The organism is Gordonia sp. NPDC003429, assembly GCF_053588575.1.
The window spans coordinates 79,868-99,525 of sequence record NZ_JBSFQF010000005.1 but is presented as its reverse complement, the minus strand read 5'-3'; the positions used below and the strand labels follow the sequence as shown (position 1 = coordinate 99,525).

Below are 19,658 nucleotides of genomic sequence, written 5' to 3'. Positions count from 1 at the left end.
GATGTGGGACTCGTAGAGGCGACCGCCGTCACCCTGCTGGCGATCGGACTCGGCGTCCGCAACACGGTGGTCCGCTCGCTCGGTGTCACCGACCTGACCACCACCGTGCTCACCATGTCGCTCACCGGTATCGGCGCCGACTTGTTTCCCGGAAAGCCGATGGCTGCGCTAAGACCTAGCGCAACTCCGCGAGATTCTCGATGGATTCGTACGCGTCCGACTTGATGACCCGGGCCACGAAGTGTCCGATCGGCCCGTTCAGCACTCCTCCCCCGATGTGGGCGTCAAGGTGGAAATGCGAGCCACTGCCGTGCGGTGTGACCGTCATGGTGAGGGTGATCCGGACCGCACCTCGTCCGTGCCCGGACAGTGCGATTCTCGTCGGCTCCTCGTATTTGGTGGCCGATCTCGCACCGACCGGCCACCACCACCCATCGACCCCTCTCAGGCGTCTGGCAGATCGGCAAACGACTTCTTGGTCGCCTTGTACCAGCCCATCGCCTTGAGCGGATGCTTCCATCGGCGCTTCATCTCCTCGAGCGCCGGACCGTGCACATCGTCACCCGCGGCAACCGCATCCTTCAGATGCTGATCCTGGGCTTTGATCACCTCGTCGGCGGTCTCGCCCTGAAATGCCAGGTCACAGGGTCCGCCGAGTTCGCGGCACGTCATCGTCCTCATGTCGTCATACCTTTCGGGTGTGGACGAACCCTGATCGTCCGTCCTCTGTCGTGTCGACGTAGGGAAGCGCGAGTTTGTGACAGCCGCTGCCGAGATGTCAGAGCGGATCGGGTCCGCGACGACGCGTGGTCCGGGCGAGGACATCGGGATGGGCGCGAAAGACGATGCGACGCACCATGCCGTCGACGATGGTGAAGTCGAACGCCACTCGCGGCTGACCCTGCTGGAACCAGCACGCCCCGGCCCGCACACCGATGTAGACCGGTAGCGCGGCCTTCGCCGCCCCGTTGAACATCGTCGCCACCGCGTCGCGGCCCTCGAGTCGTTGCGGCGTGCCGGTCGCAATCGCTGCGGCGTCGGCCTCGATCACCACATCCGGTGCGAGAAGCTCGAGTAGCCTGGCGAACTCACCGTTTCGTGCCGCATCGAGAAACGCGTCCACCACAGCCCAATCCGTCTGGTGATCGCGCTTGCTCCGCTGTGTGACCTTCCCGCGAGCCCGTGAGGCGAGTTTGCGAGCTGCCGCCGGGCTCGACCCGAGTATCGCGGCGATGGTGGTGAAGTCGACGGCAAAGGTGTCGTGCAGGACGAACGCCACGCGCTCGTTGGGGCTCAATCGATCCAGCACCACCTGCAGGGCCACTCCGACGGTGTCGGCAAGGGCTACCTCGTCCAACGGGTCGGGTGCATCCGCCTCGGGTTCCAGTTCGTCGTCGGGAGTCGGGACCGCAGAGCGGAGGCGGTCGAGACAGAGCCGAGTGGTCACCGTCGTCAGCCATGCGGGCAGGTTTTCGATCTCGGTCTCGGTGCCATGCAACCGAAGCCACGCCTGTTGCACGATGTCTTCGGCCTCACCGTGATCGCCGACGATGCGTTCGGCAATGCGCGTCAGGCGGGAGCGTTCGGCGTCGAATGCGTCATCGTGGTCCACGGGTGGCTCCTTCGCTCGCGGTGGTCATCTCGATGACGTCGCGCGGCCGGAGAATGTGACCACCGCAACCCTACGTCACCCGCCCTCGCGCCCGACGCCCCCGCGAACGCACGTGACGGCATACCGTGGCCACATGGACACACACGCGACGCCACCCGCGGACCAGACGGTCGACATCAAACCACGCAGCCGCGATGTCACCGACGGCCTCGAGAAGACGGCGGCACGCGGCATGCTGCGCGCGGTGGGCATGGGCGACGACGACTGGGCGAAACCGCAGATCGGGGTCGGCTCGTCGTGGAACGAGATCACACCGTGCAACCTGTCGCTGGATCGGTTGGCGACCGAGGTCAAGGAGGGCGTGTTCGAAGCCGGTGGTTACCCACTACAGTTCGGCACCATCTCCGTCTCCGACGGCATCTCCATGGGCCACGAGGGCATGCACTTCTCACTGGTGTCGCGGGAAGTGATCGCCGACAGCGTGGAAACGGTGATGAGTGCCGAACGCCTCGACGGATCGGTGCTGCTCGCCGGGTGCGACAAATCGCTACCGGGGATGCTGATGGCCGCGGCACGGCTCGATCTGGCCAACGTGTTTCTCTACGCCGGTTCCACCCTGCCCGGCTACGCCACGCTCTCCGACGGTTCCGAGCATCAGGTGACCATCATCGACGCGTTCGAGGCCGTCGGTGCGTGCGCCCGCGGACTGATGAGCCGCACCGACGTCGACACCATCGAGCGCGCCATCTGCCCGGGCGAGGGTGCCTGCGGCGGCATGTACACCGCGAACACGATGGCCAGTGCCGCCGAGGCACTGGGCATGTCGCTGCCCGGCAGTGCGGCGCCGCCTGCTCCCGACAAACGCCGCGACGGTTACGCGAGGGCCAGTGGCGCAGCCGTCGTCGAACTGCTCAAGCGCGGTATCACCGCCCGCGACATCATGACCCGTGAAGCGTTCGAGAACGCCATCGCCGTGGTGATGGCGTTCGGCGGTTCCACCAACGCGGTGCTGCATCTGCTGGCGATCGCCAGCGAGGCCGAGGTCGAGTTGTCACTGGCCGACTTCTCCCGCATCGGCGCGCGTGTCCCCCACCTCGCCGACGTGAAACCCTTCGGCGCGCACGTGATGACCGACGTCGACCGAATCGGCGGTGTGCCGGTCATCATGAAGGCATTGCTCGACGCGGGTCTGCTGCACGGCGAGTGCCTGACCGTCACAGGCAAGACCGTGGCCGAGAATCTCGCCGACATCGCACCACCCGATCCGGATGGAAAAGTGTTGCGCGCCATGACGTCACCGATTCACCCGACGGGTGGCATCACGATCCTGCACGGCTCGCTGGCACCCGAGGGGGCCGTGGTGAAGTCCGCCGGATTCGATTCGGACGTGTTCGAGGGTGTGGCACGGGTCTTTGACCGCGAGCGGGCGGCGATGGACGCACTCGAGGACGGCACCATCACCGCCGGAGACGTGGTGGTGATCCGGTATGAAGGCCCGAAGGGTGGACCGGGCATGCGGGAGATGCTGGCGATCACCGGTGCCATCAAGGGCGCGGGCCTGGGCAAGGACGTGCTGCTGATGACCGATGGCCGTTTTTCGGGCGGCACCACCGGGTTGTGCGTCGGACACATCGCACCCGAAGCGGTCGACGGTGGTCCGATCGCCCATGTCCGCGACGGCGACCGCATCCGGCTCGACGTGGCCGAAGGCACCCTCGACCTTCTCGTCGATGACGACGAACTCGTCCGCCGCACAGCCGGTTTCACGCCGCTTCCACCCCGCTACCGACGCGGTGTGCTCGCGAAGTACACGAAACTGGTGACGTCGGCCTCACAAGGAGCCGTGTGCCGCTGACACACTCGCCGAAGCCGGCATCTCACCGTCTGCCTCGGCAAGCGTGGGTGCACTGACGAGAAGTTGATCCGGATCGCCGCCGAGCGTGCGCACCTCGTCGAACCACACCTGCATGTTCGGGTTCACCCCCCGCCTGGCCGCCGACCCCTCGACATGCACGTCGTAGGCGCGTGCGATACCGCTGCCGGGGATCGCCACGGTGGGTGCGAACATCCGCCAGCCGCGCACAAAGACCGGCACATACGGTGCGATGTGCCGACGGAATCGCGCGCCGATGAGCCCGAGGATGTTCGCGATCCGGTAACCGGGCGTCATCGAGTTGTGTTCGACGACGGATTCGTCGGGCCGGCACAGCTTGGTGGACAGGCGTTCCCAGTCGAAAACCATACCCGCGCGGATCCCGTACTGGCCGGTGCCCGCGGCTTCACGGGCCATCCACAGCAGCGTCTTGTCGCTGTAGTAGCAGTTCGAATAGCCGCCACCGACGTCACTGTGCACACCGTCGAACCACACCTGTTTGATGTCGAGATGGTGGCCTCCCCACAGGCACGGCGCGAAGATGCGGCGCCGCTCGGCAATTGCGAGTGCCTGCCGTGCGCACCGGACCTTCGCCGAGAGGGTCACGTCGTGGAATTTGTACTTGCTGCGCGCGAGGCCGGGGATACCGAGCGCGCCCACTGTGTCGAACACACCGAGGAACTCGATCCACACCTGGTCGTCGGGGTGGCAATAGGCCTTCAGGTCGGCGAGGTCCTTCTCGTGTTTCGGATCGACGGGTGGTGGCTGGGTGGGATCTTTTGCCCGCGGCCGGTTGCGATATACGGTCATTGCGACGGGGAGTTCTCCTTGCGCAACACCCATGGGCGTCAGCAGGCCCACATGCGCGATCATGCCGCACAGGCTGCGGGCGGTGTAGGCGCCACGACTGAAGCCGAACACGAACACCCGATCTCCGGGCTCGTAGTTCAACGCGAGAAACCGGTAGCACTCCACGATCGCGGTATCGAGTCCGAGGCCGAACGCACCGCCCAACAGTCGCTCGACGCGACTGCCGCCGGCACCGACGCCACGCGAGTAGTGCACGATCTGCGATTCTCCGTCGTAACCGGTCGGCGCGATCGAACGGGCGATCTTCTCGATGTTGGAGACGTTGGGATCGTCGGAGTTCTTCCACGTTCCGTCGCAGCACACCACCAGATTCTTGGTCATGACACGAAAGTAGGGACCATCCGCAGCCGGCACACGCGTAGTCGGCTACCTGTAGACATCGAGAACCGACGAAGGGAATTTCGTGCCCGCCGTGCCAGACACCACCCGCCAGTACGACCGCTCCGGGCGCGTCTATCCACTCACCGACCCCCGCTGGCGCGGCGACGACGGCTCACCGCTGATGCTCGATCCGCTGCCGGCTGTCGCCCCCGAGCAGATCGATCATCCAGAACGATCGCTGTGGCGATACCGAGCCGGAATCCCGGTGGATCCCGCTTTCCGGGTGAGCCTGGGCGAGGGCTGTACCCCGATGCCCGCGCTCGACTGGGGCGGGCACGCCGTCCACTTCAAACTCGAATGGTTCAATCCCACCGGTAGTTTCAAGGACCGCGGGGTCACGGTACTCATCTCCCATCTGCGCTCGCTGGGTGCGACGAGGGTACTCGAGGACTCCTCGGGCAACGGCGGTTCGGCGGTCGCAGGCTACTCGGCCGCCGCCGGGCTCGATGCCACGATCATCGTGCCGGAGTCCACCTCCCCGGCCAAGATCATGCAGGCACGCGCGTACGGCGCGACGATCAGACTCGTCGCGGGAACACGCGATCAGGTGGCCGACGAAGCGATCCGGCAGTCCTCGCTGATTCCCTACGCCAGCCACAACTGGCACCCGATGTTCTTGCAGGGAACCAAGACCATCGGGTACGAGATCTGGGAGAGCCTGGGGTTCGCCGCGCCCGACAACGTCGTGCTGGTGGCCGGGGCAGGCAGCATCGCCCTGGGATGCGACATCGCGTTCAGCGAACTCCTCGAGGCCGGCCTGATCGACCGCAGGCCGCGAATCCTGGTGGGTCAACCCGAACACTGGGCCACCATCGCCGACACGCTCAACGGCGTCTCCCCCACCGCCGATGCCGACCGCACCCCCACCATCGCCGAAGGTGCCTCCATCGCGCGTCCGGTACGGCTGGCGGAGGTGGTTGCGGCGATTCGGCGCTCCGACGGACACGCCATCCGCATCGCCGAATCCGAGATCGTCTCGGCCACAGGAGCACTGGCCTCCCGTGGCCTGTATGCGGAGCCGACGAGCGCGGTGGCGGCGGCCGCCCTCGACCGGTTCCTGGCCACCGGCACGATCCGCCCCGGAGAGCGCACCGTGGTGGTGCTCACCGGAACCGGCCTCAAGAGTGCGGACCGAATCGCCGACATCGTGATCTGACGCGCTCTGATTCATCGCGGACCGTACCCGTCCGCGATCCCCTATAGCGTCGTCGTTGTCCAGAGCACCACCTCCTCCGTTCACGGGAGCAAGCGATGACCACCACGACAACTCCGTCGCCCACCGGGCGCGCCAGAACCGTTGCCCTGATCTGCCTCCTCGCCGCGTCGTTCATGGAACTGATGGACGCCACCGTCGTCAACGTCGCACTACGCACCATGCAGGTCGATCTCGGGGCGTCCGCCGGCGCACTGCAGTGGGTGGTCGCCGGCTACCCCCTCACCTACGCGGTGGGCCTCATCCTGGGAGCCAGACTGGGAGACAACCTCGGCAGGCGGCGGCTCTTCATCGCCGGCCTGGCCGCCTTCGGTCTCACATCACTTGCCTGCGGACTGGCCGCCGATCCCCTGCAACTCGTGCTCTTCCGCCTCCTGCAGGGCGCTGCGGCCGCGTTGATGGTGCCGCAGGTGCTCAGCAACATCCAGGTGCTCTACCCGCCTGCTGAACGAGGCAAGGCCATGGGGATGTTCACCTCGGTCATCGGCCTGGCCGCCGTCACCGGCCCCATCCTCGGCGCCGTGATCACCAGCGGTGATTGGTTCGGCCTGTCCTGGCGACCGGTTTTCCTCATCAACATTCCCATCGCGGTGATCGCCATCGTCGCGGCGATCGCCTTCATACCCGAGTCACGCGCGCAGACGTCGACACCGATCACCGTCGGATCCGCGGCACTTCTCGGCGGATCGCTGGCCGCGATCATGCTACCGATCACGCTGGGACCCGACCATGACTGGCCCGCATGGGGTTTCGTGGCAATGGTGGCCGGATTCGGGGGACTCGCGGTCTTCGCACGACGACAGGTCGCGCTGGCCCGAATCGGTGTCGAGCCGATGGTGCCGCCGCAACTGTTCGCCACCCGGTCGTTCACCACAGGGCTGGCCACCTTCGCCACCCTGATGGTGCCCACCGGCGGCTACTTCCTCGTGCAGTCACTGCATGTGCAGCTCGCACTCGGGTGGTCGGTGCTGCACGCCGGACTCATGTGGATCCCGTTCTCCGTGGCCGTGCCGATCTCGGCGGGACTCGCCGCGACAGTGGTCGCCTTCCGGCTCGGCAAACGCATTCTGCAGCTGGGGGCGGTGGTTCTCGCCGTGGGCATGGTGCTGATGTATCTCGCCGAGCAGTCCACTCATCCCGCAGTCTGGTTCGCCGTCGCCCTGGCGGTGTCGGGGCTGGGCTTCGGCGCGATCGTCGGATCCGCCGGACTCCTGGTGCTCAACGACGTCCCGGTCCGTCTGGCCGGTGCCGCGTCGGGAGTCTTCAACACCGCGCAGGCGCTTTCCATCGCGCTGGGTGCCGCTGTGGTGGGAACCGTCTACAGCTCGGTGTCCGAGCACAGTGGATTCCAATCGGGTTACCGCGCAGCACTGTTGGTGATGATCGCAGTGGTTGCGGCCGGCGCCCTGATAGCGCAGGCCATGCCCGCGAAGACACCGTCACGCCACGCTGAGTCCGTCGCCGAACCAGCGACCGTGTGACTCAGTGCGTGGAAACGTGAGCTCCCTGCTGCGTCCACAGTTCACTGCCCTCGATGGCCGCGATGATCCTCGGTCGCAGTTCGGCGGCCTCGATCACGGCGTCGACCGACCCCACCTCGACGGCCCGGTGGATGTTGTGCACCGCATCGAACTCGGCGGCGATCTCGCTGATCTTCTCGGCCCGCACCGACTGTCGCATCTCGGCGAGTTCAGCGCTGGCCGCCGAACGGTCGGTACCGAACACGGTGGCCACCCGCGCCTCGAGCTCGCGAACCCGCGGGTCGGCACCGGTGCGCTTGCGGACCTCACCGGCGAACACCACAGCCGCCGCGGGTGCTCCACCGAGTACGGAGGCGAACGACCCCTCGATGGCCAACACCGTCATGTTGGGGTTGAGCGCCTTGGAGAACACCACGAACGCACCGCCGTGATACCGCGAGATCACGCAGAACACGATCGGGCCCTCGAAATTGACGATGGCACGACCGATCTCGGCCCCGTACTCCAGCTGCAGTTTCCGCATCGACTCCGGCGAACCGTCGAATCCGGACAAATTGGCCAGCACCACCAGCGGGCGGTTGCCGCTCGCGCTGTTGATCGCGCGGGCCGCCTTCTTCGAGGAGTTCGGGAACAGCGTGCCGGCAGTGTAGGCGTCGGGGCCGTCGGTCGGCTTGTACCCGCGACGGGCCACCTCGCGCGACTCAATACCGAGCAGGCAGACCGGGATACCACCGAGGTGGACGTCGCAGACCACGGCTGTCTCGGCGTCGGCCATGGCCGCCCACCGCTCGAGCACCGACTGGTCCTGGTCGGCGACCGCCCGCATCACGGTCCGGATGTCGAACGGCTTCTTGCGATCCGGGTTGGTGGCAGCGGAGAAGATCTGTCCCACCGTGGTGAAATCACTGCCCTCCATCACGTGCGGATAGTCGGAGACGTCGCGGTCGATCGGGTCCGCGGTGACCGCACGGCGCGGGGTGAGTTCACCGGGCGCGATGTAGGTGTGGTCGTAGTGGGCCATCAGGACATCTCGTGCCGCACCGAGATTGGGCGCCCAGTACTGCGCCTGCCCATTGGGGCCCATCACCCGGTCGTAGCCGCCGATGCCGAAGTTGTCCTCGGCCGACACTCCGCCGGAGAAGTCGAGGGACTGCTTGCCGGTCAGCACCATCGCGGAGTCGGGTGTCATCACCAGAATGCCCTTGGTGTGCATCAACATCGTCGCCTCGGCGTTCCAGTACGGCTGCGCGCCGACGTTGATCCCGGCGACGACGATGTTGATCTCGCCGCCGGCTTGAGTGAACTCGACCACTCGCTTGAGCGCGCGGGCCACCCAGTCCATGTTCTCGGTTCCCGAGTCCATGGAGATCCTGGCGCCCGACGACAGGGCATACCATTCGAGCGGCACACCGAGGCGTTCGGCGAGATCGAGGCCCGCGATCACCCGCATACATTCCGGCTCGGACAGTGCCCCAAGCGATTTGGTCGGGTCGCCGAGCAGCACCACACGGGTGACGCCCTGCGGATACTTGATGGTGGCGGTGGTGACCACACCGACCACGAGGCCCGCCGTGTTGCGCCCCATCGGCCGGTCCACCGGCACCAGCCGGTAGTCGTCGTCGAGGTCGTACTCGGTGAAATCGCCCAGTAGCCCGGCGAGTTCGTAGGGATACACCGTGCCGCGCCGCGCGGCGCCGAGCACCTTCTGCCGGTACTCGTCGGCCGGCTCGATGGGCTCGGTCGACGGTTTGCCGACGGTGACGCCGATATCCCCGGTGGCGCTGATCGCGAACCGCACCGCCACCTTGGTGAGTGCACCGGTCTCGGCGTCGCGGCGGCGCGCGATCAGCAGCACCTCTTCCAGGCCCACCCCCACGGTGGTGGCCCGGATGTGGTCGGCGATGGTGTCGAGGTCGGCTGCGGTCGCGGCAATCGGCGGCCAGACGTACAACACGATCCGATTGGTGTTGTTGGACGGGCGATCGGAGTTGCGCTGCGCGCGGCGGATCGAGTCGACGCACGAGGCGAGCGTCGTCTCGGCCGTGGGCAGCGTCAGGAGCCTGCCGTCGTGTTCGCGCAGCGCGCTGAGGTCGCGGACCTGCGCGAACGCGATCAGCCGGTCGTCGCGCGGATTGTCGCGGGCCACCGCACGGAACAGATACACCTCTTCGTCGTCGGACGAGGGCAGTCGCGTGAGATCGAACTTCCGCAACCGTTCCATCCGCATCCGTTGCGCGATGTAGGGGTGAAGTCCGCGGATCAGCCGCTCCTCGGTCATCCCCGTCGCCGACGGCCGGAAAGTGAAGTGGTGATGCATGAGCGCACCGTCGCTGCCGGCGACGGTGATCGTGATCCGGTGCACGCTGCGCGGCAACGAACGGGCGGAGATGACGGTGCCGAGCGCGTCGGCCATCGCGTCGAAACCGTCGGGCTGCTGCTCCCAGCTCACGTACAGGTCGACGTCGACCGAAGCCCGCTCGCGCGCCAACTGACCGAGCCCGTCGAGTGTGTCGCCGAGTTCGTCGAAACGCAGCGCCGCCGACACCAGACTGGCGCCGTCGCGTTCAGCCACCACGAATGTCGCGCCGCCCGCGTGTTCGGTGCGCAGATCAGACAGTCCCTTGTTGCCGTAGTAGCGCCGGGTGAGCACCTCCAGCATCACCGTGTTGTCCTCGGCGCCGCGCACGAGGCGCTGCGCGAGCAGACGGACCAGTGGTTCGGTACTCGACACCATCTCCACGATGCGTTCGGCGCGGTCGGGAACGTCGGGGTGCTCGTCGAGGTAACGCAGATGGGCACGGACGTTGCCATATACGCGCGCACGGTTGCGACGCAGCAACGGCTGCCCATACCACGAGTACACGACGCCACGGCCGAGGTCGGCGACCGCGGGATAGCGTACCTGCGCGGCGGCCACCAGCCGGTCGAGTGCCGTGCTCACCGCATCCTGCAACTCGTCGCGAGGTGTGGGTTCGCCGAGCCATTCACGCAGCAGGGTGGAGATCACCGTGATCGACTCCGACGGGTTGTTCAGCGCCAGGAAGATCCGGAACACCGCGGCCTCTAGTTCGGGGCTGCGATCGAGTTCGGTGACCCCGTAATGCACCAGCGCGCGGCGCAGTTGCTCGTGGAATGTCTCCGGCAGCCCGTCGCGCTCCACCTCGAGACTCTGCAGGTAGGTGTGAAAGTTCTCGCGTGCACTGCGGACGTGTTCGTCACCGTTGGTCTCGCCGGACGGACGGTTCTGGCTGAGCTCGGCGAGATCGGCGAACACGGTGATCAGCTCGAGCTCGTCGGCCAGCGGCCGCCTGCCGTCCTCGATCGCCGTACGCCGCGCGGTCAGGTAGTCGTCGAGCAGCCGCGAACGGTCGTCGGGGTCGACGTCGTAGCCCAGCAGCAGGCTCCGCAGATCCTCCAGGGCACGCGCCGCACGTTCGATCGACGGCACATCGACCGGCTCCTCGGGCAGTTCCAGGTCGATCGTGTCGGTGACCTCGGCGGCAGTGTCGTCGCCGTCATCGTCGGCGACGGCTTCCAGGCGCAGCAGCGGCGCACCCGTCTCGACCTGCGTGCCCACCGACACCAGGCACTCCTTGAGGCGGGAACGCACCGGCGCGCGCAGCACCGTCTCCATCTTCATGCTCTCCAGGACCAGCACCGGGGCCCCGGCCTCCACCTCGGCACCCACCTCGAGCGGCGTGGCCACCACGAGCGCCGGTGCGGGCGAACGCACCACGCCACCCTCGTCGCGGCTCACACGGTGGGTCACGCCGTCGACATCGACCAGGTGCACCGGACCGTGGGTGTCGGTGACCAGGCGGTACCGCACGCCGTTGAGCCAGAACTGCGCGGCGTGTTCGTCGAAGCGCTCCAGGTCGACGTCGGCGGTGCGGGATTCGCTGCCGGTGTCGATCGCCACGCGGAAGCGGTGGGCGCCGATGCGCGCCACCCGCACCCGGTACGCCGCGCCACGCAACTTCAGGTCAAGTGGCCGGCCACTCTGGTGCTGAACCTGAGGACGGCCACCAGAGGCGGTGGACAACAGCCGGTGACGTTCGACGGCCTCTTCCTCTTCGTAGGCGTCGATGGCCGCGGCGGCCAGCGCCACCGCCGAATGCCGTTGTGCGACAAGCTCGCCCTCGGCGCGTACCCGGTCGATCCAGCCCGTGTCGGCGCTTCCGTCGATCACCTCCGGCCGGCTGAGCAATTCGAGCACGAAACTCTTGTTGGTCGCACCGCCCTGGATGACGACGCGGGTCTCGGCCATCGCGCGCCGCAACCGGCCGAGTGCTTCATCGCGGTTGGCGCCGTAGGCGATGATCTTGGCGATCATCGAGTCGAAATCGGCGGGGATGGTGTCGCCGGCGGCCACGCCGGTGTCCACCCGGATACCCGGTCCGGCGGGCAGATCCAGCCGAGAGATGCGACCGGGCGCGGGCGCGAAGTCACGGTCGGGGTCCTCGGCGTTGAGTCGCGCCTCGATGGCGTGACCGCGCTCGGCGGGAGGTTCGCCCTCGAGCCGTCCACCGGAGGCCACCAGCAGTTGTGCCCGCACCAGGTCGAGGCCGGTGGTGCACTCGGTGATCGGGTGCTCCACCTGCAGGCGGGTGTTCACCTCCAGGAACGCGAACAGCTTCTCCACCGGGTGATACAAGAACTCGACGGTCGCCGCGCCGCGATACCCGACGGCCACCGCGAGCCGTTCGGCGGAGGCCTTCAGTTCGGCGACCTGCTCGGTGGCCAGCACCGGCGACGCGGACTCTTCGATGATCTTCTGGTTGCGACGCTGTATCGAACAGTCGCGCACGCCGAGCGCCCACGCGGTTCCCTGGCCGTCGGCGATCACCTGCACCTCGACGTGGCGCGCACCGGTGACCAGTCGTTCGAGGAACACCACGCCGCTACCGAACGCGCGTGCGGCCTCGTCGCGGGTGCGCTCGTAGGCGTCACGCAGCTCCGACGCATCGTTGATCACCCGGATACCGCGACCTCCGCCGCCTGCAGTGGCCTTGAGCATCAACGGGTAGCCGATGGCCGCAGCGGCCTCCTCGGCGGCCTCGACGGTGTCCACCGCGCCACGACTCCACGGCGCCACCGGCACCCCCACCTCCTCGGCGAGGAGTTTGGCGCCGATCTTGTCGCCCAGCGTGCGCATCGCTTCCGCCGACGGCCCGACGAAGGTGACTCCGATGCGGTCACACAGTTCGGCGAACAGCGGGTCCTCGGCGACGAAACCCCAGCCGACCCACGCGGCGTCGGCACCGGTCTCGAGCAGCGCGTGTTCGAGTACCTCGAGATTGAGGTACGGCCGGTCGGCCGCGGCGCCGAGGTCGTAGGCGATGTCCGCCTCGCGGACGAAGGTCGCGTTGCGGTCGACGTCGGTGTGCAGCGCCACCACCTCGACGGGGCGGCCGGTTTCGGCCGACAGCCCGCGGACGGCGTGGATGAGTCGCATGGCGGCCTCGCCGCGGTTCACGATGGCAATGCGGGTGAACATCACGACTCCTTCTGTTCGGGAAAACCTCGTCAGGGCACCATCGGCAAGCGCGCACACTTCCCGATGACGGACGGGCATGATTCTGTCGAATGATTTCGCTACGCGCGAGTACGCTACCGGCCACCGGCGCGTCACCTGCACGACCGGCGAGGCTCCGCGCTCATCTCAGCTTGGCACCGTAGACCCGGGTGATGTGCAGCGTCATCAGCACTCGCCTGTCGGTGACCATGACCTGTCGGTACTCTGCCCAGTCGGGATGCTCACCGGCACCGAGGCGGTAATAGGCCACCAGGGCGTCCACCTCGGGGCCGTCGGGGTCTGTCGACGGACCGGTGAGTGTCACGGTTCCCTCGGCGGTGGCCCATGTGTATCCGCCCGGACCGGTGAACTCGATGGCGGCGCGCGGATCCCGGCGAAGATTCGCCGTCTTGGCGCGCCCCTCGGTCATCGACACATAGATGGTGTCCGACGCACGGTCATAGGCCGCCGTCACCGGCGACATCTGGGGTACGCCGCTGGCTCTGATGGTTGCGAGGATTCCGATCGATGTCTCGGCTATCAGGTCACGGGGGTCGAACTCGGTGGTTGTCATGTAGGCGGCAACCGGCGTGTCCATCACATCATTCCGGCCCGAACCCTCGGAGAACGGCACCTGTGACCTATCCTGGCGATCAGATTCGCATCACAGTCCACGACTGCGCCCGGTGCGCGAGTCCGGGGCTTCGGTCACCTCGTCGAGTCGTCGTTGCGCAGCGTCGGCGGCCTCACGTGCCGAGACCAGCGCATCGGTGGCATCGCGGTGCGCCGCGGCGGCGGTCGTCACGGCACGGTCGGCGAACCGCAGTTCGTCCTCTACTCGGGCAAGCTCCGCGCGGATTCGGGCGAGTTCCTCGCGCAGGGCCGATGCGCGCCGGCCCAGTTCGTCGGCCCGTTCGGTGGCCGCCGAGCTCTGCCGGGCCGCACGCTCGGCCGCCTGCACGGCCCGGTTGAACGTCCGACGGGTGGCCGCCGACTCGGCACTCGCGACCGCGCGCGCCGCTGCCGCTTCGTGCTCATCCGGCTCGGCAGGCCCGCTGGGGTCGGCGGCGGGGTCGGCGCTTGTGGGGGCATCGGCGACCCCCTCCCCTGCCGACGCGTCGGTGACCACGGCCAGCCCGGCGGGTCCGAAGCCGCTGTACTCGACGGCACCGACCAGGCGTCCGCGACGTAATGTCGCGGCGACCTCGGGGTCGGCGATCGCCGCACGCAGCGTCTGCGCGACGTCACGCCCGACGGCTGCCGACATCTCCGTATCCAGCGAAGCGCAGACATCGCCGACCGACTTCAGCGCCGCGGCGATCACCTCCTGACGGCGACGCGAGAGTGATCTGATCTGCGTCGCGGCCGACCGCCGCTGGGTGTCGCGCAGGTCCTCACCGAGCGCCACGATCTCGTCGACCTCGTCGGGCGAGCGCCGAGCCCACTGATTCAGTGACCAGGCGGCGGTCGTCGGGCGGCGAAGGTGTGTGATGCGCGTGGCGAGCTCGCGATCATCGGACCTGATCGACTTGGCCAGGTCGTTGCGGCGAGCGACGAATGTTGCGGGATCCAGCCCATACAGTTCGTCGGCCACATCGTCAAAGTCGGCGGGCTCGTGCACCACGGATCCAGCCTGCCACAGCGGTATCCGTGGTCGGCGAGCGCGTTCACGGAGAAACCGGGGTGTCTCAATTCGAGAGAAGTCCTGAATCGATCCAGATTGGGGAGCATACTGTCGCCGTGCCCTCCTCCCCGGAGTACGCCGACAGACTGCGTGCAGCCGACCTCCGAGTGACCCGTCCGCGGGTCGCGGTACTGCAGGCTGTGGATGCACACCCCCACGCCGACACCGACACGCTGTTCGGCGCGGCGAGGTCGCTGCTTCCCGACATCTCGCGCCAAGCCGTGTACGACGTGCTCGGTGCGCTCACCGATGCGGGACTCGTCCGGCGGATACAACCGTCCGGTCATCTCGCCCGCTACGAGGCGAGGGTCGGCGACAACCACCATCACATGGTGTGCCGGGGTTGCGAAGCCATCGTCGACGTCGATTGCGCCGTCGGCGACACCCCATGCCTCATCGCCTCCGACGACAAGGGTTTCGTCCTCGACGAGGCGGAGGTCATCTACTGGGGACTGTGCCCTTACTGCGCGGTCTCCTCATCGACGGGGTCACGACAGTGATCACAGCCCGAAGAATTCATCACCGAAAGGAATGTCGTGTCTGACCAGACCACACCCGAGCATCCGCCGATCGGAGAGGCGCAGACAGAGCCTGCCGAATCCGGCTGCCCCATGCACATTCGGCCGCCGGTCGAGGGTGGCGGCAATCAGCAGTGGTGGCCCGAGAAGCTCAATCTGCGCGTGCTCGCCCACAATCCTCAGGTCATCCGCCCCCGTGAACCCGACTTCGACTACGACGCCGCACTCGCCGATCTCGACGTCGAGGCTCTCGTCGCCGACGTCAAGGCCGTGATGACCGATTCGAAGTCGTGGTGGCCGGCCGACTTCGGTCACTACGGGCCGTTCTTCGTCCGGATGTCGTGGCACGCCGCAGGTACCTACCGCGTCGAGGACGGCAGGGGCGGTGCGGGCACCGGTATGCAGCGTTTTGCTCCCCTCAACAGCTGGCCCGACAACGTCAGCCTGGACAAGGCACGCCGCCTGCTGTGGCCGGTCAAGAAGAAGTACGGCAAGTCGCTCTCGTGGGCCGATCTGCTGGTACTCGCGGGCAACGTGGCGCTCGAGGACATGGGCTTCAAGACCGAGGGCTTCGCGTTCGGCCGTGTCGATGAGTGGGAGGCCGATGAGGTGTACTGGGGCGCCGAATCGGTGTGGCTCGGCACCAATCTGCGCTACTCCGGTGAACGCAACCTGGAAAACCCGCTGGGCGCGACGACGATGGGTCTGATCTACGTCAATCCCGAAGGCCCCGAAGGTAATCCGGATTATCTCGCCGCCGCGCAGGACATCCGGGAGACGTTCGGCCGGATGGCGATGAACGACGTGGAAACCGCCGCGCTGATCGTCGGCGGCCATACCTTCGGCAAGGCGCACGGCAACGGCGACGCCGAAGTACTCGGACCCGAACCGGAGGCGTCGCCGCTCGAGCAGATGGGGCTGGGCTGGAAGAACCCGCAGGGCACCGGCCATGGCAACGACACCGTCACCAGTGGCCTGGAGGTCACCTGGACGCACACCCCGACCAAGTGGGACAACAGCTTCCTGGAGATCCTGTACGGAAACGAGTGGGAGCTCACCAAGAGTCCTGCCGGTGCCAATCAGTGGAAGCCGAAGAACAACGGTTGGGCGAACTCCGCCCCGATGGCCCAGGGCGACGGCAAGACGCACCCATCGATGCTCACCACCGATCTCACGATGCGATTCGACCCGGTCTACGGGGAGATCACACGTCGCTGGCTCGATCATCCCGAGGAACTGGCCGACGAGTTCGCCAAGGCCTGGTTCAAACTGCTGCACCGCGACATGGGTCCGGCGATCCGGTATCGCGGACCGCTCGTGCCGGCGCAGACCCACCTGTGGCAGGACAACGTGCCCGCACAGGAGGGTCCGCTGATCTCCGACGCCGACGCCGACAGCCTCAAGGCATCGATTCTGGAGTCGGGTCTCACTGTGGCGCAACTGGTCTCGACCGCGTGGAAGGCGGCTGCCACGTTCCGCGGCAGTGACTACCGCGGCGGTGCCAACGGTGGACGTATCCGCCTGCAACCGCAGCTCGGCTGGGAGTCCAGCGAACCCGACGAGCTCGCGAGCGTGATCAGCACTCTCGAACAGATCCAGCAGACGTTCAACTCCGAGTCCGGCCCCAAGGTGTCCTTCGCCGATCTGGTAGTGCTCGGCGGTGCTGCCGCCATCGAAAAGGCCGCCAAGGACGGTGGATTCGAGGTGACGGTCCCCTTCACGCCGGGACGCACCGACGCCACTCAGGACATGGTGGACGTGGATTCCCACGCGTATCTGGAGCCGCGGTACGACGGATTCCGCAACTACGAGGGCAAGGGCAACGAGTTGCCCGCGGAGTTCAATCTGGTCGACAAGGCGAATCTGCTCACCCTCTCCCCGCCGGAGATGACGGTCCTCGTCGGAGGTCTGCGTGTGTTGGGGGCGAACTATCAGGGTTCGTCGCTCGGGGTGCTGACCGACTCCCCCGGCACTCTCACCAACGACTTCTTCGTCAACATCACGGGGATGGATGTCGAGTGGGCGCCGTCGCCGGCCGACGATGGCACCTACATCGCCACCGATATCGACTCAGGCGAGCAGAAGTGGACGGGCAGCCGGGTGGACCTGGCGTTCGGCGCCAACTCGGATCTGCGGGCACTCGCCGAGGTGTACGCCGAGGACGACTCGAAGGAGAAATTCGTGTCGGACTTCATCGACGCGTGGACCAAGGTGACCGAACTCGATCGGTACGACCTCGACTGATCGACACCCCTCGATCGACACCCATTGATCGACAGCGGAGCGGCGCCCCGGGCCTCACGTCCCGGGGCGCCGTCATCTCAGCGGTCGGTGAGTTTTCGCATGAAGATCACACCTGATCTGATCGAGGATGCCGCCGAATGCCGATGGGCACTCTGCGGGCTATGGAATGCGGACTGAAAAGTGCGGACTGAAGAATTCAGTGACCCGTCAGTCTGGCCCGACCCTGCGCGGAAGGCCACTTCATTTTCTCGCCGGTCCGAGTCGCCGAATGAACGAGGCCGCGCACGAGTGGCAGAGTGAAGAGGATGACGCGTTGGGATTCGACGGCGGCGCCGCGCGGAGCGGACTACGACCGCCGCTGGGAGGCGCTGGCCGCGGCCGGCGAGAACATCCACGGTGAGGCCGACCTCGTCGAAAGCCTGTTGGGCATCGACGGTGGCGGGCGCGTGCTCGATGCGGGATGCGGAACCGGACGTGTGGCGATCGAACTGCATGCGCGCGGTCATGACGTGGTCGGGGTGGACGCCGATCCGTCCATGCTGGCGCGCGCCGCGGCCAAGGAGCCCCGAATCCGTTGGGTTCGGGCAGACCTCGCCGACCTCGACGGGCGCGTGGACGAAACCTTCGACCTCGCGCTGCTCGCCGGCAACGTGATGATCTTCGTCAGCCCGGGCAGCGAACCGGCCGTCGTCGCCCGGTGTGCGGACCGATTGCGACCAGGTGGCCTACTGGTTGCCGGATTCCGTGTGACGGCGCAACGTCTTCCTCTCGTCCGATACGACGAGTGCGCACGATCCGCCGGTCTCGAGTTCGTCGCCAGGTGGTCGACGTGGGATCGCGCGCCGTACACCGGCGGCGATTACGCGGTCTCGGTGCACCAAATGCCGCTCGACGCAGGGGTGTGAGGGCACCGCTTCTCGCGCGGCGGCGACGCCCGGTTGTGACTATGCTGGCGGTTTCCCGACAGAACGGAACACCGTGTCCACCGACTCCACCAGTTCGGCCCCGGGACGCCGATCGCCCGGCCACATCCGATTGACCTCGCACAGCGGCGGACTGGGCGCACCCTCGATCTGTTGGGGTGCCGCCACGGCCGCCGAACGCGGCCCGGTGATCGCCACCACCACCACTCGCGGACACCGCAACGTGGTCGGGACGCACAGCGGTTCCTACAGCGTGTATCGCGCCCTGGCGGTCGCTTCCGGTGCGCTCTCACGCGAGCATCGCGCAGACCTCACCAACACATCGCCGACCGACGTGATCGGACCGCATCCGCAATGGACCGACCCCGAAGCCATCGTCAGTATCGATCCGTGGGGCGCGACCGTTGCCGAGTCGTTTCCCGAACTCCTCGACGCCGGCTACGACATCCGGCCCACCATCGCGGTCACCAAGGCACACGTCATCCTTCCCGAGGTCATCGAAGCCATCGCCAAGGGCAGGCTGGTGCCCGACGGGGAGGTGCTGCTGCCCAGCGGCGCGGCGCTGGTCACCAAGGCTGCGGTGGAGCCGGTCTGGTATCTGCCGGGGGTGGCACAGCGTTTCGGTTGTAGCGAGACCGAACTGCGGCGGGTGCTGTTCGAGGAGACCGGTGGCATGTATCCCGAACTGGTCACCCGTTCCGACCTCGACGTCTTCCTGCCGCCGATCGGCGGCCAAACCGTCTACATCTTCGGTGATCCGCGGGGTCTGGCCGATCCCGACGTGGAACTGACCGCCCGGGTTCACGACGAATGCAACGGCTCGGATGTATTCGGCTCCGACATCTGCACGTGTCGGCCCTACCTCACCCACGCGATCGAGGAATGCATTCTCGGCGCCCAGCGCTCAGGGGTGGGCGTGGTGGCCTACTCGCGCAAGGAAGGTCGCGCCCTGGGCGAGGTCACCAAATTCCTCGTGTACAACGCACGCAAACGCCAGGTGGGCGGCGATACCGCCGACCAGTACTTTGCGCGTACCGAATGCGTTGCGGGAGTGCAGGATATGCGGTTCCAGGAGCTCATGCCCGACGTATTGCACTGGCTCGGCATCACCCGCATCGACCGGCTGGTATCGATGAGCAACATGAAGTACGACGCCATCACGGGATCGGGTATCGAAGTCGGCGAGCGCGTCGACATTCCCGAGTCGCTCATCCCCGCCGACGCCCGCGTCGAGATCGACGCCAAGATGGCCGCCGGGTACTTCACCAGCGGAGCGGTGCCCGGTTCCGATGATCTCCGCAAGACCAAGGGGCGAGGTCTGGTTCCGTGACCAGCGGCCGCACC

Annotated in this window: 14 protein-coding genes; 7 read left to right on the top strand and 7 right to left on the bottom strand. The window is 67.0% G+C overall.

All coding sequences use genetic code 11. The annotated features are described in order from the left end of the window. Nucleotides 1-175: 175 nt before the first annotated feature. The 3 genes from ACWDSI_RS08355 to ACWDSI_RS08345 all read right to left on the bottom strand — a co-directional run bounded on the left by ACWDSI_RS08355 (nucleotide 176) and on the right by ACWDSI_RS08345 (nucleotide 1,612). The gene (locus ACWDSI_RS08355) at nucleotides 176-520 is read right to left on the bottom strand and encodes an SRPBCC family protein (RefSeq protein ID WP_449756273.1); all 345 of its coding nucleotides are present in this window, start codon (nucleotides 518-520) and stop codon (nucleotides 176-178) included. Then, nucleotides 445-681, bottom strand: coding sequence for a DUF1059 domain-containing protein (locus ACWDSI_RS08350; RefSeq protein WP_449756272.1), 237 nt, complete (start codon nucleotides 679-681; stop codon nucleotides 445-447). The genes ACWDSI_RS08355 and ACWDSI_RS08350 overlap by 76 nt, the downstream gene beginning before the upstream one ends. A gap of 97 nt (nucleotides 682-778) precedes the next feature. Further along, nucleotides 779-1,612, bottom strand: coding sequence for a sigma-70 family RNA polymerase sigma factor (locus ACWDSI_RS08345; protein ID WP_449756271.1), 834 nt, complete (start codon nucleotides 1,610-1,612; stop codon nucleotides 779-781). Between the two features lie 133 nt (nucleotides 1,613-1,745). Between ACWDSI_RS08345 and ilvD the strand changes: the two genes are divergently transcribed. Continuing rightward, a complete protein-coding gene (gene ilvD / locus ACWDSI_RS08340) occupies nucleotides 1,746-3,467 on the top strand; it encodes a dihydroxy-acid dehydratase (protein WP_449747847.1) in 1,722 nt (573 codons plus the stop codon). Here the strand turns inward: ilvD and ACWDSI_RS08335 are convergent. Next, nucleotides 3,444-4,676 (bottom strand): T6SS phospholipase effector Tle1-like catalytic domain-containing protein, encoded by a 1,233-nt coding sequence (locus ACWDSI_RS08335; protein ID WP_449756270.1) that lies wholly within the window; start codon nucleotides 4,674-4,676, stop codon nucleotides 3,444-3,446. The two genes, ilvD and ACWDSI_RS08335, sit on opposite strands and share 24 nt — an antisense overlap. Nucleotides 4,677-4,758: 82 nt before the next feature. On the opposite strand from ACWDSI_RS08335, the gene ACWDSI_RS08330 reads away from it, so the two are divergent. Together ACWDSI_RS08330 and ACWDSI_RS08325 are read left to right on the top strand one after the other, a co-directional pair. Further along, nucleotides 4,759-5,892 (top strand): threonine synthase, encoded by a 1,134-nt coding sequence (locus ACWDSI_RS08330; RefSeq protein WP_449756269.1) that lies wholly within the window; start codon nucleotides 4,759-4,761, stop codon nucleotides 5,890-5,892. Nucleotides 5,893-5,987: 95 nt separating this feature from the next. After that, nucleotides 5,988-7,430 (top strand): MFS transporter, encoded by a 1,443-nt coding sequence (locus tag ACWDSI_RS08325; protein ID WP_449756268.1) that lies wholly within the window; start codon nucleotides 5,988-5,990, stop codon nucleotides 7,428-7,430. A 1-nt stretch (nucleotide 7,431) separates the two neighbouring features. Here the strand turns inward: ACWDSI_RS08325 and ACWDSI_RS08320 are convergent, their stop codons facing one another. The 3 genes from ACWDSI_RS08320 to ACWDSI_RS08310 form a co-directional block, all read right to left on the bottom strand. Continuing rightward, nucleotides 7,432-12,927 carry an ATP-binding protein gene (locus ACWDSI_RS08320; RefSeq protein WP_449756267.1) on the bottom strand — a complete coding sequence of 1,832 codons (5,496 nt, stop codon included), beginning with the start codon at nucleotides 12,925-12,927 and terminating at the stop codon, nucleotides 7,432-7,434. Between the two features lie 160 nt (nucleotides 12,928-13,087). Next, a complete protein-coding gene (locus ACWDSI_RS08315; RefSeq protein WP_449756336.1) occupies nucleotides 13,088-13,519 on the bottom strand; it encodes a PPOX class F420-dependent oxidoreductase in 432 nt (143 codons plus the stop codon). A gap of 90 nt (nucleotides 13,520-13,609) precedes the next feature. Beyond that, the gene (locus ACWDSI_RS08310; protein ID WP_449756266.1) at nucleotides 13,610-14,569 is read right to left on the bottom strand and encodes a hypothetical protein; all 960 of its coding nucleotides are present in this window, start codon (nucleotides 14,567-14,569) and stop codon (nucleotides 13,610-13,612) included. A gap of 116 nt (nucleotides 14,570-14,685) precedes the next feature. Between ACWDSI_RS08310 and ACWDSI_RS08305 the strand changes: the two genes are divergently transcribed. The 4 genes from ACWDSI_RS08305 to ACWDSI_RS08290 all read left to right on the top strand — a co-directional run bounded on the left by ACWDSI_RS08305 (nucleotide 14,686) and on the right by ACWDSI_RS08290 (nucleotide 19,644). Next, entirely contained in the window at nucleotides 14,686-15,129 is a 444-nt protein-coding gene (locus ACWDSI_RS08305) for a Fur family transcriptional regulator (protein ID WP_449756265.1), read from the top strand. 36 nt (nucleotides 15,130-15,165) lie between these two features. After that, a complete protein-coding gene (katG, locus tag ACWDSI_RS08300; RefSeq protein WP_449756264.1) occupies nucleotides 15,166-17,391 on the top strand; it encodes a catalase/peroxidase HPI in 2,226 nt (741 codons plus the stop codon). A gap of 305 nt (nucleotides 17,392-17,696) precedes the next feature. Further along, a complete protein-coding gene (locus ACWDSI_RS08295; protein ID WP_449756263.1) occupies nucleotides 17,697-18,296 on the top strand; it encodes a class I SAM-dependent methyltransferase in 600 nt (199 codons plus the stop codon). 73 nt (nucleotides 18,297-18,369) lie between these two features. Further along, nucleotides 18,370-19,644, top strand: coding sequence for a GTP cyclohydrolase II (locus tag ACWDSI_RS08290; RefSeq protein ID WP_449747856.1), 1,275 nt, complete (start codon nucleotides 18,370-18,372; stop codon nucleotides 19,642-19,644). Nucleotides 19,645-19,658 lie beyond the last annotated feature (14 nt).

Excerpts from the sequence above, each read along its gene's own strand:
- ACWDSI_RS08355 (WP_449756273.1), bottom strand. The coding sequence starts at position 520 with ATGGAAGCATCCGCTCAAGGCGATGGGCTGGTACAAGGCGACCAAGAA.
- ACWDSI_RS08350 (WP_449756272.1), bottom strand. The coding sequence starts at position 681 with ATGAGGACGATGACGTGCCGCGAACTCGGCGGACCCTGTGACCTGGCA.
- ilvD (WP_449747847.1), top strand. The coding sequence starts at position 1,746 with ATGGACACACACGCGACGCCACCCGCGGACCAGACGGTCGACATCAAA.
- ACWDSI_RS08335 (WP_449756270.1), bottom strand. The coding sequence starts at position 4,676 with ATGACCAAGAATCTGGTGGTGTGCTGCGACGGAACGTGGAAGAACTCC.
- ACWDSI_RS08325 (WP_449756268.1), top strand. The coding sequence starts at position 5,988 with ATGACCACCACGACAACTCCGTCGCCCACCGGGCGCGCCAGAACCGTT.
- ACWDSI_RS08320 (WP_449756267.1), bottom strand. The coding sequence starts at position 12,927 with ATGTTCACCCGCATTGCCATCGTGAACCGCGGCGAGGCCGCCATGCGA.
- ACWDSI_RS08315 (WP_449756336.1), bottom strand. The coding sequence starts at position 13,519 with ATGACAACCACCGAGTTCGACCCCCGTGACCTGATAGCCGAGACATCG.
- ACWDSI_RS08295 (WP_449756263.1), top strand. The coding sequence starts at position 17,697 with ATGACGCGTTGGGATTCGACGGCGGCGCCGCGCGGAGCGGACTACGAC.